Below are 20,315 nucleotides of genomic sequence, written 5' to 3'. Positions count from 1 at the left end.
TCGTTCGCAGTGTCTGCCTTGAGGCGGAGACGCTTCCAGAGTAGAGTTTGGTCGGACATTAGATCTCCGTCTTAGAGGTGGGGGTTGGGGCGAGAGAGGGGAAAGTGAATTTATTCTTTCCCTTGAGGTTTTTAGTTTCGGACGTCGGGGGAAGTGGGATCCCTTGACCGGGAGGGGGGGCGTCGGGGGCCGCGAACACCGCCTGCAGCTGAGCAAGATGATCTGGCTGAAGCGCGGCGTCGGTGGGAATCCCGAGGATTACACCCAGCTGGATTCTCTCACGGTACGGCACCATCCGCTTACTGTCCTGCGCATCCGCCAGCTCGTCCATGACACTACTCACGATGTTGCGGTAGATCTGCGGATACACTTCCTTCAGGGCCTCGACGTGCTCGACGGTAAGGCGACCTTCGGCCATTAGGTCGATAGTTGCCAGCGGGTCGGTAACCGCCTGTACGTACTTCTCCCACTTCGCCTGCTCGACCGGGTTGACGACGGGGGGGTTCGTCGAGAACTGCGGGGAGTATCCAGTGGGGATCTTTGACTGCAGGAAGGCAGCAGCGCGTGCCGACAGTTCGGTGATCCCGTCGTAGATGCGCGGAGCGTGCTGGTCGACGGATCGAAGCGGGAGGGACATCTCCCGAATAAGGACGTCGGGGTTGCTTGCAAGTAGAGCTGCCCGGTCGCGGATACGAGCTGCTTCAGTCTCCCGTTCGGCGCGCGACTTCGAGGAGATGCTAGTGACCGCCTGAGGTACCCGAGTAGTTCCCTTCGCAATCCCTCGACCAACGGCACCAGCCGCGGCCTTCCCACCCCCTCGCATCCCGTGGAGGAGGCGGCCTACCGCACCGTCGATATGTAGACCCGACTTGTCGATTAGGTTGCGTAGAGCTGCGTACGCTCGGATCGAGGTGTAAGCGTGCGTAGCGACGCGGCCAGCAATACCGCCCACCGTCGCTCCGGGGACGCCTGCGATCATGCCGCCGATGGCAGCTCCCGCCATCGTACCTGCGTTGCTGCCTCCGCCCAGCGAGACCGAGTTCCCGCTCTCCGCAGCTCGCACTCGGGCCACGACGTCAAGGTCGTCGAGCATGCGCCCTCGCTTCGCCACAGCAGACTTCATTCCGTCGAACGCCGCTTCGGCCTTGGCGACCTGGTCTGCAAACCCCGACGGCATGTCGTAGTTGTCTCGAAGGTGCCGCAGATAAGCCAGCTCAGTCTCGAAGACTTGACCGATGGCGTCCTCAGTGCCTCGGCCGCGGCCGAACTTGCGCATCACCGACAACAGGCTGTCGGGAGTAATATCCTTGTCGCGGTTGAAGATCTTCTTCAGCGTAGGGTCGATGTTCCCTGCGTCCACACGAGCCTTCATCGCGGCTGCCTGAAGCGCGTCTGCCGTCTGCAGCTTTGCTGCTGCGTCCCCGAGAAGGTCCTTGTTATACACGAAGGCCTTCAGCTCCTTGCGGGCTGCGCGGAGTGCATCGATCGCCGCGTACTCAGGCTCGGACTTGGTAACGAGTTTGTGTAGCTTGCTCTCGATGTCTCGCAGCCTGCGCTGAGCTACGTCGACTGCCTGCACCACCTCGACCGCTCCCTTGCCGTTTAGCTTCGAAGTGGCAATAAGCTCGCGCACACCCTCCACCTCGCGGCGGGCCATCTTGATGAACCCGTTTGCGTTGGCGGCGGCTGGGCCGAAGTCTTCCATCGTCTGCCCAATAGTAGGGCGCGAGGTCTTGGGGAGAGTCAGCCCCTCGGCATCGGTTGCATGAGGGCGCGGTACCTCAGTCGGATACCCAGCATCAGCGAACGCCCCAGCCGCCTCCGGGTCCTTCTCCAAGGCGCGCTGCAGATCGTCTACCGCCTCGCGTTGAATTCGCTGCGGGCGCATTCCAGCGAATTCATCGGCAGCACGTGCCGCATCGTCAAGCGCACCGGCGGCGTACGCATCCTCGCCCCCCAGCTGCCGGAGAGCGTTGGCTACTGCGTCGTCCGCCACCGCGTGAGCGTGCAAGTCAGCTCCTTCGCGCAGCTTCATCGACTTCGCAAAATACCTGCCCTCAGTATTTTTGAGCGCTTCTCCAACAGCGTCATCTAGGTCGTCAAAATGCGGTCGGAGTCCGGCTGCTTCGTCGCTCGTCTTCCTTGCGATGTCGGCCGGGCTTGCAAGCACTAGATCACGCATCGCAGGGCTGTTCGACATATCGACCATGCGCTGCACGTCGGCCGAATCGGCTCCCGTCCCTGCTGCTAGCACCTTCGCAATTCGACCGGGCGGAGTGTGCACGACCTCGTCGGTATTTCCGATACCTCGTTGAAAGACCTCTTCGACGTCAGTAGCGCGCACCTTCTTCCGGCTCGCCGCTACCTTCGCCAACCCCTCGCCGGCAAGTCCGAGTGTGCCTCCGAGGATGCCCTGCATTACACCCGCAGCGGCGATCTGCTCCACTGCGATGTCGCGTTGCCCAAGGACGCTCTCGTCAATCTCTGCGCCTGCTCCGTACCCGATGCCCTCGACGAACTGCCCGGTGGCGAGGGGGATTGCTTTCTTGAGCCCGGTAGCTCCGGGAAGTACGCGGGCTGCGACCTTCTCGCCCGCGCGAACGGCCATGCCCGCTGGAGTCTTGGCGAGGGTGCGTGCCACGAGGCCCTTGCCTGCCGCCTTGGCTCCCGCCGCTGCGCCTGCCTCGACGGCTGCCGAAGCACCACCCGAGAGGACACCTGCGGCAATCTGGGCTCCGACGCCTGCGATGTCGGCAGCCACACCGGCGGCCTTGTTTCGGGCGGCCATCGCCTTCGGGTCGACGCCGAGGCTTTCTTCGAGGAGGCGGGTACCTCCTAGCGTAAGATCGCTGGCGACCTGTTCGCCGACCGCAAGTGCCTTGTTGCCGAGGGTGCTCTGCTCCCGTTCGAGTCGAAGCTCTTCAGCCTCCTCGTCATCGACGATCGCCCACCCCTTCGCGGTAGCCTTGGTCAGATCCGCGGAGGAAATGGTGCCCGTGCGGTTGCCGAGCTTGACGCGGACGGAACGATCTAGAATCTGCAGATCTCCGCGAAGCGCGCCTTCCTGGGCCTGCTTCGCGGAGACAGTAGTTACCGCCCCGTCAGCTGTGCGTACCTTGACTGCCATTTACTCGTCCAGGCTGATGTCGAAGTCCGGCTGGCCTTGAGTGTTCTCAAGAGTTTCTTGCGAGGTGGTCTTGCCTCCGGGCGTCTGCTGCCCTCGTCCGGCCAACTCTTCGACGAGGGGTTGCTGAGCCGCTGCGGCGATCGAGGCGACTCGGTTGGAGGCGTCGCTCTGCATGGCAGCAAGCGACCCCCACACATCGGCATCACCGCCCCACGGATCGTCAAGAGACTTGAGCATGCTCTCGTCCATCTCCTTCGGAGAAGACGCGCCGGTGACCGCTTGGATGTACAAATAACGAATATTGCGAAGTTGCTGGCGAACCCGAGAAATAGTCTCTCGATCGCCAAAGCTGTGCGATCCGACCACTGCAGTGATGCCAGGGATATCGCGTCCGGCCCACTCCTTGTTGAACTCTTCAATCGCATCCGAAAGATGCTTTGCCGAGGAGTTCATGATGTCCTTCTTTTGCGCATATTCGAGGCGCTGCTGCTCCGGCTTCTTCTCGCCCTTGCTCGCCTCGACCTTCGCGTTTAGCTTCGCCATCCACGTCGACTTCGCGCTCTCTGCACCGTACTGCGTCTTCGCGGCATCGATGACACCCGCGGCACCCATGTTGAGCTGAGCGCTGCTTTCCTTTGCGTAGGTATCAGCCATCTTGCGGGCGTCCTGCGCAGACACGGTGTAGAGGTTTCCATCGCGCCCACGCACAGTGACGTTCGGATTGGCGCGCCAAACCTGCTTGTTCGAGTGCTTCGCAATCAGCGCCTCGCGTTCGAGCTGGGTCTTGGCGTTGATGTTCAGCATTTCCGACATGATCTTCTTCGCCTCGACCGGGACCATATCCAGATTGAACTGGGCCTGGTACTTCTGCATCTCAGCGATCGCAGCCTTTTCATACGCGTCTCGCACCGCGAGATCACGCGAGGTCTGGTCTTCGAAGACGGACTGCATCTCTTCGAGGTTGGCGTGAGCTGCTGCTACCTGGCGCTCGCGCGCAGACAGCACCTCACCAAGACGGGCGCGGTTCTGGCGCTGCGCCTCGACATTCATTTCGATCCCAGCTCGGATGTCGGCCATCGGGTCGACCGACATGCCCTGACCCTGCAGCCATCCCTTCATCGCAGCCGACATAATCAGCGCGACCTTTTGCCATCCCTTGCGAGAGGCCCAGAATGCGCCGGGGTCTTCGGGGGTGCCGCTGCTGAGTGCCTTCACGGTCTTGTCGCGGGCGGCCTCGTAATCGCGATTGATCTGCTGCTGCATCGCGATGCTTTCCTGCTGCTTTGCCGCCCTCTCCTCCATTTCGCGGGCCTGCAGGTTGTACGTCTTCATCTGGTCGATAGCGTGGTCGCGAATTGCCGTCGCATAGTCTTCCTTCGCAACCTCTTGAGGTCCGAGGGTGCTCTCGGCCATCGCGTCAGCTGCGGTCGCCTTTTTGTCGTAACGTCGCACTGCGTTATGCAGGGGATCGTTGACCGTGACCATACGCCCGCCCCGCGTCGCGACTGCCTGCATATTCTGTAGCGCGAGGGAGTCCGACGCTACGCCGCCTTGCGCGACGACGTTGCCCGCCTGATACATCCCACTCGGGTCTGCGTTCGGCACTTCGGGAGAACGGTTAGCTTGAAGCGTCGCGGCTGCCTCTTCCGCATCTCGATCCATCGAGGCTCGAGTAGCACGGGCAATCTGCGCCTCCACAGTATCTTCAGCCCCAGGAGCGGTGAACATTGAATCACCGAACGCAGCGGACTGCGGAGGAACGACAGGGCGTGCCTTCGGTTCGTCGACGTCGGGGAGATCCGCAGTAGAGAAGTCGCGGGTATTCATGTACCGCGGATCAGCCATAGATGCCCCCACGGTCCCCGAGGCGGCGGTCCCAATATCCGTCCATCGCTGCAGACGGGCCGACAAGGTTAGTTGCTCGGTTCACGTTCACTCGCCTATTCGCGGCAACCGGGGTTCCGCTTTGAAGCATGGCCTCCAACTCAGCGATCTTTGCATCCCGTTCTTTGTTCCGCTGCAGCTCCTCGGCCTGAGCCGCAAGGGCGAGGGAGGCCATGCCGCCCACATCCAGCGTCTTGCCGTACGGGGTGTTGTTGACGATTGCAGCGCCGGCCGGGGTCTTCTCCATGTCCTGCGCGATGACTCCAACTCGCTGCCCGGGCGCTCCGTACCCAGGCTTGTACTCGTACGACACTGGCGTCAGCGCACCAATGGCCTCAGTCGCGTTCATCGACGAGGAGGTGTTGTTGACGTTGGTCTTCGCGCCTTCGTCGGAGTATACCGAAGGGACCGGGACGCACTTTCCGTTCCGCAGCACTGACCCTTCTGCGCACTTGCGGTGCCTCTCGCCGGTGCCGACGTTGCAGTACCCGCTGGAGTTGCATTCCTTCACGCCGCCCTTGGCCATCGTGGGGCGAATATTAGTTTTCGCCCTTTCGTCCGACATCGTGCCCAGTCCGCCGAGGACGGCCCCTGCCGCTCCGATGCCGGCATTGGCCAACGTCAGGTTGAAGTTCTGACGCATGTTGTCGCGCTGTAGATCCATGTTGCCCTTGCCGGTGTACCAGCCGAGCGAGTTCTGGTCCCAGCCCAATGCCTGAGAGCCGGCAAGCGCGTCGTAGTTGTAGCCCTGGTTGTACATCTGACTGGCCATGGCGCCGTACGCAGCCATCGCTTGCTGCTGCTCCTGAGCGCGTAGCATGGCAGCCTGCTGGTTCACCATCTGGTTTCCGCCGCCTTGCGCTGCGAGGGCTTGCTGCATCGCGCCTGCGGAGTTTCCGCCGCGTGCGCGGCCGGCCAGTGCCATCGCCTGCGCGTTGGCCTGGTTCTGCCCCATGCGCAGCTGTGCCTCGGCGACGCTCGGACCGCGTCCTGCCGCCATGTTGCCGTACATGTTCAGGGCGTGATTCTGCGCATCGAACCCCGGCTCGCGCGCCTGGTTCGCCAGCTCAGAATAGTTGTTGACGTTGTACCCGCCGCGGACGGGGTTGAACGAGTCGAGGCGGGTCTGCTTGGCCTCGCCGGACATATCCCAGAGATTAGGAGCTGCAGAAACCATGGGTTACGTCACAATCTGCGCCGGGGGGATGCGGCCTGGGCCCTTCTTGAGACCGACCTCGAAGACCAGCCCGGACAAGCTCAGGTTTTCGAGGGAGGTCACCCCCGCGTCTTCGTAGATACGGACGCGGATGGCGGAGCACTTCTGAATGGAAGGACGGACACGGGCGCGAGCGGGTGAGATGGAGGTCACGGTTAGGCCGGTCTCAGTCTCGGGGGAGTCATAGTCGCCAGAACGTACGTAATCCAGGTCAACGTTGTACTGACTGTTGTTAGGCTTGGCGCCCTGGATCACTATACTCTTGATCCTCTGGTAGCCCAAGATACCAGCCGCGTGGAACCAGCTGGTGCGCAGGTCGATCGGGATGCCGACATCGCCCGTGGAGGTTCGGTCGGTGTAAGCAAGCGAATCCCCGACCCTGCGCTCTACGAGAAGCGCGCCTTGCGCAAGCAAGACCTGCGCGTCCTCGTCACCACGCCCTCCCCAGGAGATCCCGTCCACCAGCTCGCTCAGTCGAGCGTCCGTTGACGTCGGAACAATGTTCGAGGTGGTCCAGCGCCTGTAAAAGTAGTTGTAGTGAAGGAGGCGCGGGTGCGTGGTAACTCCCCCCTCCCCGTCGTCCTCGGCCTCTCCGTTGACAACTAGAGTAATCAGATGCCGGTCCTTGAGGAGGAGGGCGGCGCGCACATTGCCTCCAAGCCGGACGTCATCCTCGATTTCAGCGCCAGCAGAAGCGTAATCTAGCTGACGTCCACGATCGAGGATGTAATATCCCTTGGCGCTTTGGAAAAAGATGCCGGGAGGGGCGAGGACAAGGGAGCGCGGTTCGATGCAGCCGGTCCCCTCATGTAGGACTTCGACCTGCAGTGTGAGGAGACCTCCACCGGCATCCTGGGCTACCATGCCGTAAATCGACGTCGCCGTGAAGATGATCATGGCGTTATTCATCGGCATCATAGCCGTAATCTGGCCTACTTCTCCGATGCGGAAGAACTGATCGGATCCGAACACCGGTCCCGCGTACGCCGCAGACCCTTGCGCTCCTAGGTCTGGCCCGATCTCGTCCGAGTAATAGATGACCGCCGGGTCAACAGCGCTCACACCCCAGATGCGGTTTTGCCACGTTGCCAACACAGACATCGGGGGCGGGGTCTGAGGCAGCGGGATTTCGAGAACGGTCGTCCCCGGCGAGAACTGGTACGGGCCGGAGTCTCGGAGAGCCAGTTCGACATCACTTACCCCGTCGAGGACATCCACGTAAGGCACCGTCGGATCGTTCAGGGGGGTGTCTTGCACGCGATACGGGGGACGGTCGGCGCCGAATACGCGGTAGAAGGTCGTCTCGTTATTGAGGGTGCGGTACACTTCGAGTTGGATGTTCGTGGCCTGGGGGTACCTTTCGATACTGTCCTTCAACGACAAGGACAGCGTCTTGTGTCGGGTGGCGATCGTCTGGTTGCTTCCGGTGAGAGTGATCTCTGCGATGTTGCTAGGTCCGCTGCGATGGATCTGCCCCGCTGCGTCCGTCCACGACCAGCACGAGTACACCAGATAGGTGCCGAGGGCCGTTACATCTCCTTCGGTGTTTCCACCGATGAAGTTGATTTCCGGCGGCCACATGAACCCTAGTTCCGTGACCATTTCCCCGTCGTAGCTGTAGAGGGTGCCCCCGCCGAAGATCGTGGCCCTACCCGCCTCGATCGGGAGACACATCGGACGGATGTTGGGCCGCCTCTCATTCGTAAGCGGCAGCGTATACGAGTCGTTTCGAGGGCGCTGCCATCCCTCTTCCATGTACACCACGATGCCGTTGATCCCGCACAGTTCGGGCTGGAACGCTTGTCCATCCTGAGATGCGATTTCGTTGAACACATGCGTCGTCTTGATCCGCGCGTAGAATCCGGCAGCGATCGTGCGCGTCTTGGCTTCGTACCCCGAGGAAGGAGGTAGCGCCACGTTCGAGATGTGGTTCATCCGCTTCGAGGGGCCAGTCTGATGTACCGTGGCCGAGAACGCTCCAGCGTCCGGCATCCAGCCCGACGTGCGTGCGTCGGCAAACCCCAGCCCCTCGACCGTGCAAATGGGGCGGGGGCGGAGGGTAAGCGAGTCACTGGAGTCCCAAAGTGGATAGTCGAAGCACAGCACGAGGTACTTCGCCTGAGTCCAGTCCTCCGCTTCCACTGTACTGCGGTACGAAGCGAGGGCGTACACCTCGGGAGCCCCCGTAGTCGAGGTGCCGTTGAGGTACATCCACGGTCGTGACTGCAGCGACATATGATGCACGAAGTGCTCTTCGCCCTGTCGCGTGGCGTCGTTAGAGTTGATCGCACGGAAAGCGATGCCGTGTGACCACCGCAGCGGGGCGAGTACGGCGTTATGATGGTCTTCGAGCTGGACTTCCGTCACCAGCGCGACGGTGTTTGCAGCAACGCGGCAGTGCCCGACCTGAACCCAGGCGCCTAGAATCTCGTTGAACGAAAGAACAGGACTAGTGACGTTGCCGCCGGTAGTGACGTCCATGCGCAGAGACTGCAGCGTCAGCGCATCGCCTCCGGTCCCTTCATAAGTCAGCACCACGTCGTTGTCGGAACGATGCGCGTAGACCGCAAGCACCCGAATGGGATCCTCAGACACGAGGGTTGTCCAGTCGAAGTCGACCCAGTCAAAGTCGGTAAATAGCTGAACAGTGATTTCAGTTGCCGTATGACGAGCGACGACGAAATCCGTGGCCGATCCGATAACTGGACACACATCGTACAGTCCGTCAGGGTGAACGCCCACTGAACCTCGGGCGTTCCACGTAGTTGCAGAAAACGCAGCCATATCCATCGTTGCGCGGTACAGACTCCAGATACGCCAACCTGCTTCTCCAACAGTTTGGATGTCGGAAGCCTGAAGCCAATGCACAACAAACGTCTCGCCTACCGCGATGATTTTCGGATTATCCAGCGGGATACCGTTCGTGTCGTCGATTTCCGTCTGTGTAGCCTGCGCTACTACGTTGTGGAACACGAGCACGGGCGTGCCGTCCGCCTGAATGCGATGGCACACTGCCTCGATCGCAGCTGCGGGTTGGTTGAGGTAGGTGTAGCAGCGATAATGGACCCCATCGACTTCAAGCGAGGCGACGTCGGGCATCTCATGCGCTGCGAAGAGACGGGTGAGGGACGAGAGGGGCACTTAGACGTCATCTCCGGTAATGGTCGTAGACGCCTGAGGCCGCGACACGAAGTCAATACGCAGCGAGGCGCGGTTGTTCGGCCCTCGGTACACCACCGCGTCTGCTCCACGCAGTGCCGCATCTACATCGCCGAGGGCGAGGACGTAGTCGTACGAGAGAATCAGTAGCTCTCCGCGACGGGAGGCCAGGTGCTGGAACAGCTCATCGTCGTCGAACCGGTTGATGGCATTACCTAGATCGACAAACTGGAATCCGCGTCGTTTGTTCAGCACTCCGTCTTTGTCAAACTGCAAATTGACCGCAGTGTCGAGGGAGTCTGGACGACGCGACTTCGTGTCAGTCTTCTGCTGAAGACCTCCGAAGAGTAGTTCGACTGAGGTGAACTCAAGAGGCATGTGTCACCACAAGAATACCACCAGTGCACCGGAGCCGCCGTCTCCGCCGTTCCCGCCTGTTCCCGGCGCACCCGCCGTACCCCAAGCAGAACCTCCGCCGCCTCCGCCGCACCCCAGGCCACCTGCGCCACCATCGCCTGCAGCAATACCGGAAGTCAGAGAACCGCCGCCTCCGCCGCCGCCCGTCGAACCAGAAAATAGATCTCCGGCTGCTCCGTCCGCCCCGTTAGTAGGTGCGACTCCCGTTGTGCCTGCCGTACCTCCGCCGCCCGCCAGAGTTTGCCCAGAGCTACCGCCGGCCGTAGCTGCTACCGCTGCGTTCACTGCGTTGTGCCCGCCTCCCACTCCTCCTCCTCCTCCTCCGTAAAGAGATGAGCCGCCTGCTTGGCCGATGCCAGCTGCAGGACGTCCGCCTCCGCATCCGCCGCCCCACTCCGCACCTAGCGAGGCGGTGGCGTTATTACTCGATCCTGATCCGTTTCCGCCGGAGACACCTGTAGAACCGCCTGGCCCCGGCCGACCTCCCGTAGTTGCGGTATTCGACGTGGCGTTTCCGCCCACGGAACCTGTACCGCCTCCGGCGCCTCCACCGGATGCCTGGGATGCGACTCCGCCGCAGCCTCCGCCTCCGCCGTAAGCAGTCAGGTAGGAACCGAAACTCGTCGTACCGCCAGCCGATCCATTAGCGCCTGATACAGACGATGCGGTGTTCGGGGCGCCAGCGCCATACGCTCCTCCTGCACCGATGGTGACGGTAACGGGGTCAGTGAGATCAGAAAGTCGGAAGGTGCGCTCCGCAGTCGCGCCTCCTCCGCCCCCCGTCGCTCCCTGCATCGCGGTTCCGCTGCCGTTCGTGGATCCGCCGCCGCCGCCGCCGCCTCCCCCACCTCGGCATACTACACGAGCGAAAACATATCCGTCAGCAATCCACTGACTCGTATCGAATGACCCGTCGCTCGTGTACACTACTGAAGTAGGAGGGGTAGCATCCTCTCCATCGGCACCGTCTGCGCCATCGGCTCCGTCAGCCCCGTCAGCCCCATCGGCTCCGTCCGCGCCCGCGGGGCCAGGAGGTCCGGGAGGGCCCTGCTCTCCTTCCCCCAGGGAAAGCAACCACGCCTCTACCTCCCGACGAAGTCTTTCGACGTCGCCGGTTTGCTGGGAAAGGCGTGGGAACCGACGCGAGGGCGGCACTTAGACCACCTGCGGCACCGGTAGATAGTGCAGCTCTACTTCGAACTCGCCGGCAGTAAGGCTTTCGAAGTTCAGGGGGGTTGCCGACGCGAGAGTGATCTGGATGAGAGGCACAAACGCCGCCTCATATCGCGGGGTGAACTCCGCAGCGCCCGTGGTCTGCACGATACCCGTACTCAACAGACTCGTTGAAGTAACAAGACCGTCGGGGTCGTTCGCGTCGCCAACCGTCACGGTCACTGCAGTTGCACCCGCGAAGGCCACCCGACGATTGACGGTGCACGCCTTTCGCCAGATATGCTCGGGGAGAGCGTGCGGCACGGCCGGAGTGCGCGCGAACGTAGACCCCACCGTAATGCTACCTACGTAAGTGTAAGTAAGCGTACCGGTTGCGGACCCAGGGAAACTGACTGCCACCGAGACCGGAGCCACCCCCGCCGCCTTCGTCAAACAGGTGATCGTGATCGTCGCGGTGTTGACCACTTCGTTCGTGACCACATCCGCAAGCGCACCTGCACGAGCCGTCTGAATCGCAGACTCTAGCTCGGCTGCCATCTGAGCGGACGTCTCGCCCGAATCTCGGGTAGCAGAGACGACTACGTCATCTTCCAGCCCGCCGCCCGAGAAAGTGAGCTGGTAGGTGCCGTCAGAAGCAGTCCCACCAACGACGAGGGTGATGACCTGCGTACTCGCTCGTAGGCTGAGCATTTCGGCGGTAATCAGCTGAGTCCACGCCAGCTTCGGCGTGCCATAGAACCGCGTGATCGAGTTCGCCTTCATCCGATTGATGACGTTGGCGTTCCCTCCACGAGAAAGGAAGACGGGAAAGTCGGTCGTCGGCATGACTTACCCCACGCTCGCGACTGGAGTGAACTGAATCATCAGCCATAGATCCATTCCTTCGATAGCGTCCACGTCGTCCGAAGTAGTGGCGATGTCGACCGTGGGGTCGAACGCCGCTTCGAACCGCGAGGTGAACTCCGCCGCTCCCGTGGTCTGCAAGAACCCACTCGCTCCGGTGAAGATCGAGGTTGAGGTCATCAGCCCGTTAGGGTCCGCAGCATCACCGAACTCGAGAGTCACTGCCGACAGCGACCCGCCGGCCGCCGGACTCGCCACGTAGACCAAAGGATTCTCTCGAATCACGTTGGTCGGGAACGGATTCGCAGGGAATAGGGTGCTTAGCGTGAGGGACTGCGCCGTATCCGCATCGGGAGTGAAGTCGGTCTCTCGCAGACGCTGCACCCACACCCAGTTGCCGACGAACGCATCACGGATCACTCCCGACTGCAATGCACGAATGAGGCGGGAGTTGCCTCCGTTTCGCGCTCCAAGCTTGACTGGAAAGTCCATATGGACACAGCTTTCTGCTCACAGGGATCGGAATCGGAGGTTGTTGCGGCCGCGAACATCGGCAATACGGGGTGAGCCGCCCGCATCACGAAGCGAGGCCATTTTGCGAATTCGCCCACGGAGCTGCTCCAGTGCGGCGTGTGCAGGAGAAGAATCCTGCTCTTGACGTTCGAGGGCGAGCTTGCGCGCGAACTCGACAGGGTAATCTTCCCACCCTGCAACTCCATCCAGCTCGTCCGTACCGGAAGCCAGCAGCTGAGGTGCCTGTACGTAGTGGATGCGGTAAGTATGGGTCCCAGGATCGGGGTCGAAGTACAGGCGGGTGCCAGAACCGTCAATCCCGGACGAGCGCACTTGATATCGTGTAACGGGGGCCCCGAATACAGCAAGATCACCGTCGGTGAGGGGGCCTAGACGTTCTTGGAACTGCAGCGGCTCGATCGGATAACGTCGTCCCTGGATTTCAACGTCCACCCCGCGCATCTGATAGAAGTCGTCGGGAAGAACGTAACTCTCGGTTTCCGTAGTTGTCGAGATGGTGTCGGTGACGTAATGACGCTCAGGGTCGGAGAAGACGAGCATGTCCCAGAGGTCAGCAATCCCCTGGTTGAGCCAGACCGTGATCATGGCATCAGTGACATGCCCGTCGCCCTCCATGTCAGCGCGGGCGCGCACATCGGCAATGAGCTGAGTGAGAGTGCGCGTCCGCATCGGTTACGCCAGGATCGAGGTCAGATCCATTCGGCCGTTGTGCCCCGGGGCGTTGCAGCACAGGTCCCACTCCGCCACGTAGCGCCACTCGAACGCGTCGCTGGTCGGCATGCGCAGGTTGCTGTTGCCGTCATCGTCGATCAGACCCGGCCACCCGCCCGGAACCGCGTGGATCTTCCACGACGGCATCGAGAGGACCCAGGCAGTGGCTGCCGGGTTGTACGTGTCCTCGACCACGGTGACCTTGTGCTTGCCGCACACGATCGCCATACCGGTGTAACCGATCTTCGCGTCGGTGCCGTCCGACATCTTCGCGTACCGCTCGACCACGACCTTGTCCTCCAGCTCCTGCACGAACTGCTGGAAGGCGGTGGTGCCGAGGATGACGGTGTCCGGCTTGCCACCGAATCGACCAACCGTCGAGACCGCCCGCACCAGAGCGCGGCCGATCGTCGCGTCACTGGCCTGCGCAGTCATACGCACGCCCGAAAGAGCGACGATGTCCTGCGTACGATCGACCCCGCGGAACGGAGTCGAGGTGGGGTCGGACGCCGGGATCCACGCCCCGAGACCGCTCGCCACCGCGTTGTAGTTACCCACCTGGTACAGGTAGTTACCGTTAGCGTACTCGACACCGTTGGTCGAAGCAGTGAAGGTGATCGTGCCGGCAATCCGGTCCACGCTCTCGATCACCTCTTCCGAAGAGGCAACCGCACCAGTACCGTCACCCGTCGCGGTGCGAATCCGCATGCCGGGGTCGAAGTGGATGATGTCGTCCGCGTTCGTCAGGGTGATGGTAGCGCCACCGCCACCGGACTGGATGCGGCCGATCGAGCCGGTACCAGTGCCGTACAGAATGCCGGCCATCTGCTTGCGCAGGGCGTACAGAACCGAGTCGCTCTCGTCCTGCACCACTGCCTTGATGGCACCGGCGTCGCGGCAGCGCTTGATTGCGCTCCGCTCGATCTGCACGACGCCGTAGTTGGTGAACGAATCGGTCAGAAGGAAGGCCGTACGGCTCGACGGGCCGGTGTAGGTCTGCGCCTCGGCAAAGTCGGCCGAAGCCTTGTTGCCGGGGCCGAACTTGACGGGAACTCGGATAGCCTCGCCGACGAAATCGTTCGCCTTCGAAAGCATACCGGCAAGGGTGCAGTCCTCGTACAGAATCGGCTCAAGGCCGTAGGGGTACATCTCCTTGAGGAGGGCTGCGAGATCAGACTGGGCTACTGCGGGCATTTTGGGAATCCTTTAGTTGGGGGGTGATTGGCCGAGGAAGATCTTGGCCGCCAGCCGCTCAGCCGCGAGATCACGTTCTCGCTGGGTCTTTTCACGGGGCGTGCTCGCTTCTCCGGCAAGCTCTGCGGAAATCGATTTCGGCGACGGCTTGGTCGTCGCTCCCTGGGCCTTCTTGCCCGGCAGCTCACCGCCTAGGGCGGCGATGCGTCGTTCGAGGTCTTTGCGTAGCTTGGCTTCCGCGACCTTGGCGACGGCTTCGTGACTGACCTCTCGATCCGCTTCGACGAGGAGACGTACGGCCTCAATAGCCATCTCCAGTCGATCTGCAGGATCTTCAACGGACAGCAGTGGGTAGTGCGTGGCGTCCTCGGTGAGGGCGACGAACTCCCGTCGGTTCTTCTCGGCAAGCTGTGCTTGCTCCCTGTTCGTGAGCTTCTCTTCAGTTCCAGTTTCCAGTTCCTGCAGCTTCTGCTTGAGGTTCGAAACCTCTTCGTTCAGCTGCTCAACGGTCTTCTTTGCGTGGAATCCCTCTCGATTGATTGCCTCTCGATGAAGGTTCTGCGCAACAGAAACAGGGTCTAGGCCAAGGCTCTCAATAAGCTCAATGGGGGAGTCCTTCGAAAGCGACTGTAGCTTGCGGAACTTCTCCGCATCAGCGGCGTTCGCCTGAGCAGCTGCTTCGAGCTGGGCCAGACGGGCCTCAAGGGCGGCGGACTTGTCGCTGCCCTGGCTCTCGGCGCGCTTCGCTGCCTTCTCTGCGGCCAGCTTGCGCAGCCCCTCGTAGTCGACGATGTCTTCGTCTGCCTTCGCCGCCGGCTCCTCTTCCGTGACCTCGGGCTCCGGTACCTTGCCATCGGGCACGGTGTCCGCCTCTGACGGCGCCCCGCCCGCCCCAATACCGAATAGACGAGCTGCGGCAGTGGCCACACCCTCACCGTCACCTCGGAGGTCGGGAGGCGCAGTGACGCGACCTACGTCCGCGGTAGCGGTGTCCTTGACTGCGGTGGGAGTGGGGGTCGGAGGCGTGGCGGTCTTCTTCATTGCAGCGGTACCATTCCCGGACTAGGTCCGGCGGGGGGCATCATTGGAGGGCCTGGAGGCATTCCAGGGGGCATTCCGGGAGGGAGAGGGGGCATTCCGCCGCCCATCATGGACGGATCCATAGGCGGCACCGCAGGAGCGGGCGGAGGGGCGAGCTTCTTCAGCTCTTCAAGCGCAGTAGCGATCAGTTCGTCGAGGCGGATGAGGCCGGAATCCGGCGCTCCTTCCAATTCTGCTTCACATCGACGCATTGTACCGTACTTCACAAGATATTCCAAAGGCATATGCGGATGGACGAAAGCCCGCTTACTCTTCAGAGCGTTATCGACCATCTTTCGGACCAGTTTTCGCCCCGCAAGACGCAGATTGGCGTTCGCCTGCGTGTCTGGCATGTCCAGGATCTCCAGAATCTCCTCTGGTTCGCTGAAAACGCCCATTTCTGTCATTTGGGACACCTGTTCGAGGCGGCCAGTGGCGCTTCGCGACAAACGGGAGACAGGCCACACGCGCAAAACGTACTCGTCACTCTTCATGCGTGCGTCAGAGTACGAAACCAGCTCCAGCGTCTCTTTTCCGCCCAAAACGGCTAGCTTCTTGCTGTCGTCGATGCTATCGTCGACAGCAATGTCTTCCGCCTCCGTGATCAGAAGCCGCGCGGTGTCGATATGGAGGTTTTCGAAGTGCTGTCCGGGCAGTGCGTGCCTCTCGCTCTCCAAATCCTCGTGCGCAGTGATCGCAACACCCGAGTTCAGACCGGCTGGCTTCTGCGATTGGGCCGAAAAGGTGCTGATTCCCTCTAGCCGCAGCATCCGATTCTCCAATTCGGCCCCTCGCTGCAGGAAATCGGGGCTAACAGCGTTCGGAGTCCACGGCTGCGGGGGGGCACCCTCGTATTCGATGACCCGACCGACCTCGTTGGTGTACGCTGCCTTCGGAACCGAGCCCTTCTGCACCATGATAGCGGGGGTCATGAGGCTGTACGAGTCACTGAGGACCGCATCGAGGGTGTTCAGGTCGCCCTGCATGCAGCCCGCGCTCTCCACGATGCCCATCCCCCAGAAACTGCGTGACTTTTCGCGGTATCGGAAGAAAGAAAACGGAAAAGAGTCCCTCTTCCAGTCCATGGAATCGGGGTTTAGGACCGTTTTTGAGGTGCAAATGACGTGTTTGCCTCCGGTGGGGACGTTATCAGCGTCCGTTCCGGTGGGCAGGCGCCAGGCTTCGACGATGAGAATGAGATCAGACGACACGTCATCGTCATGTTCCGCAGGAACGAGAGGATCCTCGTACTCGTCCGCCTCCCCCAGCTCTGCTTCGAACTCAGGCCACGTGGAAATGGCCACTTCCCGGTCCATAGGGATGGTTTGGTAGAGGGTTCTAACACACTGGTACTTCTCCTCACGCTTGTTGACGTGCAGGTTCCCCGGCCAGACACACTCGACACAGGGTAGCCCGTTCCGCTCAAGGGTTTTCAGGGCCCCTGTGCCCAAGACCAGTCCGTCCAAGAGGGCTTTTCGGGCGAGGTCGTCCATGGAAAGACGTTCAAACTGCCCGTCAAGCCAAAGTTTGAGGAGTTCAGCCTTCCGCTGCATCTCCCAGTCGCCTGCGAAGGTCACCGGCCACGGACGTGGGCGCGATCGGCCGATCCGGTTCATCTGCGTGTCGATCAGCGATCGAATGACCGGAGTACGTTGCCAGACCGCGCCCACGTCCGACCTACCGAAAATGGTCGCGATTACCGTCGACGTAGCTGCTGAGAGGGTCGGAGCAGCGTACATGCTCTCGAAAGCCATGTACAGACTGCGTCGGCCGTCCTCAGCCAGGCGGTCGACGATCGAATGGACCGCCCCCGGCATGTCACGGGGGTTGAGGGACCACCAACGCGGGGCAGTTTTCTTCACTGCCGGCCTCCAAGGAAGTCAAAAACAGCGTCAATCGCGTAAGCGGTGCCTAGGATCGCGAGGAGGAGGGTGAAAGTCATGCGATCTCCAGTGCTCGGAGCAGGGCCGAACCCCCCGCAGTCATGTGAGTTGGCGCTTCGGTGAGGGTGTACCCCTCGCGCACATTCGTCACCAGACGGGTAGCAAGGCCTTGACGGCGCGCCTTGTCGAGGGTATAGACGTAATGAAGGCGGACAGGGTCGAACGCGACCCACGCAAGCGGCACCGAAGGCTCTTCTTCAAGGACCAGAACGTTGATCAGACACTCACGAACCAGTTCCTCCACCAGCGCTCTATGCGCCCTGCGCCACAGATGCGGCGCAAGGTGGCGAAAGAGGCTGCCGATCGTAATCGAGCCCCAGGCCGGTTCGAAGGATGAAGCCCACTGACGGGCGATCTCCTTGAGATCCTCGTTCTCTGCTGGTCGAATGACTAGTCCCACGGGGAGTTCTTTCTGGATGACGGAGTGTATTTTGCAATACGCACCGCTCGCATCCTCTTGACTTCCTCAGCGTACCATTCCGCAGACCCGTGCGCAATAGGAGGCTTGTCTTCCCCGAGCTTGTAGTGAAACAGCTTACGCAAAGCATAGCAGACGGCGTCCGAAACGTGGTCTGCTTGGTTCGGGTTAGGGAGGCGTCCGTGCTCGTCCCACCCAAGAACTGCCCACTCACTCATCAGTGCGTCGTTCGCGCCCTCTTTCCCGTCCGAGAACTGCGAAACGATAACGACCTTGCCGGCCATCAGACGGTCGCGGACGTCACGGACGTGACTTTCCTTCTCGACCTTCTTTGCTGGCTCGATCGCCATGAGCCATTGCTTTGTCAACTCTTCGTGATGGTACTTACCCATTCCACCCGCATCAATCACGACCGGGCCTGGGAATACCTCATTCAGCTCACGCAGGTAGTCGCGAAGCGTACCAATCAGTACATTGCTACCGAGGTTGCGGGTCTGAAGGATGAACGCCCGGGGATCGTGCTGGTGCGCAGCCACTACGCTAACTGCCGTAGCATCCTTGACGCCGATGTCGGCACCCTTGACGTACCGCCAGCCCTCCTTATGCAGTGGAACTCCGGTGCGCGATCGAATCGGCAGACACGGCAGAACGTTCTTCGAGATATCGACTGGGAACACTAGTTCGGTGAGGTCATTGACCCACTGTGCCAACCACTCGCGGATGAACGCAGGGCTCTCGCGAGTCATGCCGTTGTTCGCCAAGAACTCATCCACGAAGGCGTCGACCTCCGACGTGGTGCCGAGGGCGGGGTTGTCCCATGCGGTCCAACGGAATAGCTTCGGCATTGTGTCGGCGCGCTGGGGACCTGTTTGGTCGAACCAGTACCCATCGCACACACGCGCGGGCGTGCCTACCTTCGCAAGCTGGCCCTTGAAGCGAATCATCGTGGGCCAGATGATCTCGGACAGGAAGTAGCCGATGAACGCGTTGTCCTGGGAGCCCATTTCGTCAAGGGCGGGGCGGTACGTCTTCACGCCGCGCCAGCTCTCGATCGTACGGGAGTCGTCCGTGCCCGCCGCTTTCCAGATACTGCCGTTCGGGAACTTGACCAACAGCTCGCGTTCGTGGAGCCAGTCGCTAGGGAATCCGAGCGACTGCGAAATGCGGAGGACCTCAGGCCACACGATGTTACGCGCGGAGGCCGAGGTGAGGGCGAGGTAGGGGTTCAGACTGCCGGGCTTGTCCCAGGCTCCGGCCCACTGCCACGCCACCACGCCGAACGTCTTGCCGCCCTGTCGACCGCCCAGTACGTTGCGCTCGCGCCCGTCATAATCAAAGAACTCCCGTTGCTTTTCGTGCAGGAGAGCACGGAAGTCGGGTGGCGCGGCGGACGCTGCAGCTTCGATCCTCTCGACCCGGAGGGCCGTGGCCAGCTCTGGGGATAGGGGGGAAGTCACTGGAGTTCGGCGGGGGGCGCGGCGATGGGGGCGACAGGGTGCTGCGCCAGAACGAACCCCATCACGACCGACGCGAATGCTTCGCGGGTGCCGTCGTCCAACGCGGACAGATCAGTGTACATGCCGATCTTGTAACGCACCTCACGTCCGTCAGGACATGTAAAGATCATGTGACGCTTAGTGACGCGGAAACTGTAAACATCATCCATCTTCCGCCTCCGAGGCTAACCAGATCGTATTGTAAGGCGGCTCACGTTCCGTGATCGTAGTGGCGTGCTGGTGTGCGGCGCCTGCGCGAAGCAAGCGTCCCCAGGCCTTGCGCTCGGGAACGTCGTCCGGGAGCGCCCATGTATGGCGGCACGTGGGGCAGGTGAGGACTGGACGAATGGGCATAGGATTAGCTTACCACGCGCAAGCCGCCCGCTGCGACGGTCTTTTCGGCGGTCTCAAGCGCCTTGCGCACGTGCACGTCGTACCCCTCGCGCGTCCACCCGGTCCACTGATACGACGCTTCCTTGAGGGGCGCCCATGCGTCCTTGTCCAGGAACGTTTCCCCGGTCGCGGCCGAGTAGGCTCGCACGGTGAGGGCGGCGCGGCCGACGAGGCGGGCTTGTGCGGTCGCAGCACGATCAATCGGTGAGGTAGGATACAGATCCCCGGACGTGCGCGCTTCAAGGGATGCGGCGATCTGTTCGTCGCTGCACTGCGCAGTGGCCAATAGGATAGCGTACTCGCGTCGATGCGAGGCGAGGTCGCCACCGTCAAGTAGCGCTGCTAGGGCGTCGTCCACGTCCTCGGACGGAACACCGCGCACGTGAGAGAACGCGTCGTCTAGCTCGCGCAAACGCGCCCGGATCTCGTCGGGGGGACTTGGCATGCGACTAGCATACCGCATCTGCGCTACTCACACAAGCTGCATTGCATGCCATCGCAAAGCGTATCCCCGCACACCGCACCATCGCCAAGTGCGTAGCATGCATCGAACATGCCACAAGCGTCGGCGCCCGCATCGACTAGGCATTGGTGTACTGGGCAACACGGATCGTCCGCGGTGTACCAGCCCGCCCACTCGCGAGGGAGTCCTTCGCACGGTTCCGGCTGACCCGGAGGCGAGGGTGGGTCGGGGTCGGGAACGTCGGGCCAGGGAACCGGGAAGCAC

At 61.7% G+C, this 20,315-nt stretch carries 15 protein-coding genes; all 15 read right to left on the bottom strand.

Annotated elements, in window-relative coordinates; genetic code table 11:
- Positions 1 to 58 precede the first annotated feature (58 nt).
- Complete coding sequence (locus tag IPH07_23515) at positions 59 to 3,127, bottom strand: hypothetical protein (protein ID MBK6920389.1); 3,069 nt, start codon at positions 3,125 to 3,127, stop codon at positions 59 to 61.
- Positions 3,128 to 4,954, bottom strand: a complete 1,827-nt coding sequence (locus IPH07_23510) for a hypothetical protein (GenBank protein ID MBK6920388.1) — start codon at positions 4,952 to 4,954, stop codon at positions 3,128 to 3,130. It lies immediately after the preceding gene.
- Between the two features lie 10 nt (positions 4,955 to 4,964).
- Positions 4,965 to 6,158 carry a tail fiber domain-containing protein gene (locus IPH07_23505; protein ID MBK6920387.1) on the bottom strand — a complete coding sequence of 398 codons (1,194 nt, stop codon included), beginning with the start codon at positions 6,156 to 6,158 and terminating at the stop codon, positions 4,965 to 4,967.
- A 33-nt stretch (positions 6,159 to 6,191) separates the two neighbouring features.
- Positions 6,192 to 9,326: a hypothetical protein gene (locus IPH07_23500; protein ID MBK6920386.1), complete on the bottom strand. Its 3,135-nt coding sequence runs from the start codon at positions 9,324 to 9,326 to the stop codon at positions 6,192 to 6,194.
- Between the two features lie 42 nt (positions 9,327 to 9,368).
- Positions 9,369 to 9,764 carry a hypothetical protein gene (locus tag IPH07_23495; GenBank protein ID MBK6920385.1) on the bottom strand — a complete coding sequence of 132 codons (396 nt, stop codon included), beginning with the start codon at positions 9,762 to 9,764 and terminating at the stop codon, positions 9,369 to 9,371.
- A gap of 1,194 nt (positions 9,765 to 10,958) precedes the next feature.
- Positions 10,959 to 11,801 carry a hypothetical protein gene (locus tag IPH07_23490; protein ID MBK6920384.1) on the bottom strand — a complete coding sequence of 281 codons (843 nt, stop codon included), beginning with the start codon at positions 11,799 to 11,801 and terminating at the stop codon, positions 10,959 to 10,961.
- 3 nt (positions 11,802 to 11,804) lie between these two features.
- Complete coding sequence (locus tag IPH07_23485; protein MBK6920383.1) at positions 11,805 to 12,311, bottom strand: hypothetical protein; 507 nt, start codon at positions 12,309 to 12,311, stop codon at positions 11,805 to 11,807.
- 18 nt (positions 12,312 to 12,329) lie between these two features.
- Positions 12,330 to 13,022 (bottom strand): hypothetical protein, encoded by a 693-nt coding sequence (locus IPH07_23480; GenBank protein MBK6920382.1) that lies wholly within the window; start codon positions 13,020 to 13,022, stop codon positions 12,330 to 12,332.
- A gap of 3 nt (positions 13,023 to 13,025) precedes the next feature.
- Positions 13,026 to 14,258, bottom strand: coding sequence for a hypothetical protein (locus IPH07_23475; GenBank protein ID MBK6920381.1), 1,233 nt, complete (start codon positions 14,256 to 14,258; stop codon positions 13,026 to 13,028).
- A 12-nt stretch (positions 14,259 to 14,270) separates the two neighbouring features.
- Positions 14,271 to 15,299: a hypothetical protein gene (locus IPH07_23470; GenBank protein ID MBK6920380.1), complete on the bottom strand. Its 1,029-nt coding sequence runs from the start codon at positions 15,297 to 15,299 to the stop codon at positions 14,271 to 14,273.
- Positions 15,296 to 17,008: a hypothetical protein gene (locus tag IPH07_23465; protein MBK6920379.1), complete on the bottom strand. Its 1,713-nt coding sequence runs from the start codon at positions 17,006 to 17,008 to the stop codon at positions 15,296 to 15,298. Before IPH07_23465 ends, IPH07_23470 begins: the two co-directional genes overlap by 4 nt.
- Positions 17,009 to 17,276: 268 nt before the next feature.
- Entirely contained in the window at positions 17,277 to 17,681 is a 405-nt protein-coding gene (locus IPH07_23460; GenBank protein ID MBK6920378.1) for a hypothetical protein, read from the bottom strand.
- Entirely contained in the window at positions 17,672 to 19,156 is a 1,485-nt protein-coding gene (locus tag IPH07_23455; protein ID MBK6920377.1) for a hypothetical protein, read from the bottom strand. Before IPH07_23455 ends, IPH07_23460 begins: the two co-directional genes overlap by 10 nt.
- Positions 19,153 to 19,365, bottom strand: coding sequence for a hypothetical protein (locus tag IPH07_23450; GenBank protein ID MBK6920376.1), 213 nt, complete (start codon positions 19,363 to 19,365; stop codon positions 19,153 to 19,155). Before IPH07_23450 ends, IPH07_23455 begins: the two co-directional genes overlap by 4 nt.
- A 188-nt stretch (positions 19,366 to 19,553) precedes the next feature.
- On the bottom strand, positions 19,554 to 20,033 hold the full coding sequence (locus IPH07_23445) for a hypothetical protein (protein ID MBK6920375.1): 480 nt from the start codon (positions 20,031 to 20,033) through the stop codon (positions 19,554 to 19,556).
- Positions 20,034 to 20,315 lie beyond the last annotated feature (282 nt).

Source organism: Deltaproteobacteria bacterium (assembly GCA_016709225.1).
Classification (GTDB): Bacteria; Myxococcota_A; Polyangia; order Nannocystales; family Nannocystaceae; genus Xiheibacterium; species Xiheibacterium phototrophicum.
The sequence above is the reverse complement of the archived record's forward strand: the minus strand, read 5'-3'. Positions and strand labels throughout refer to the sequence as shown.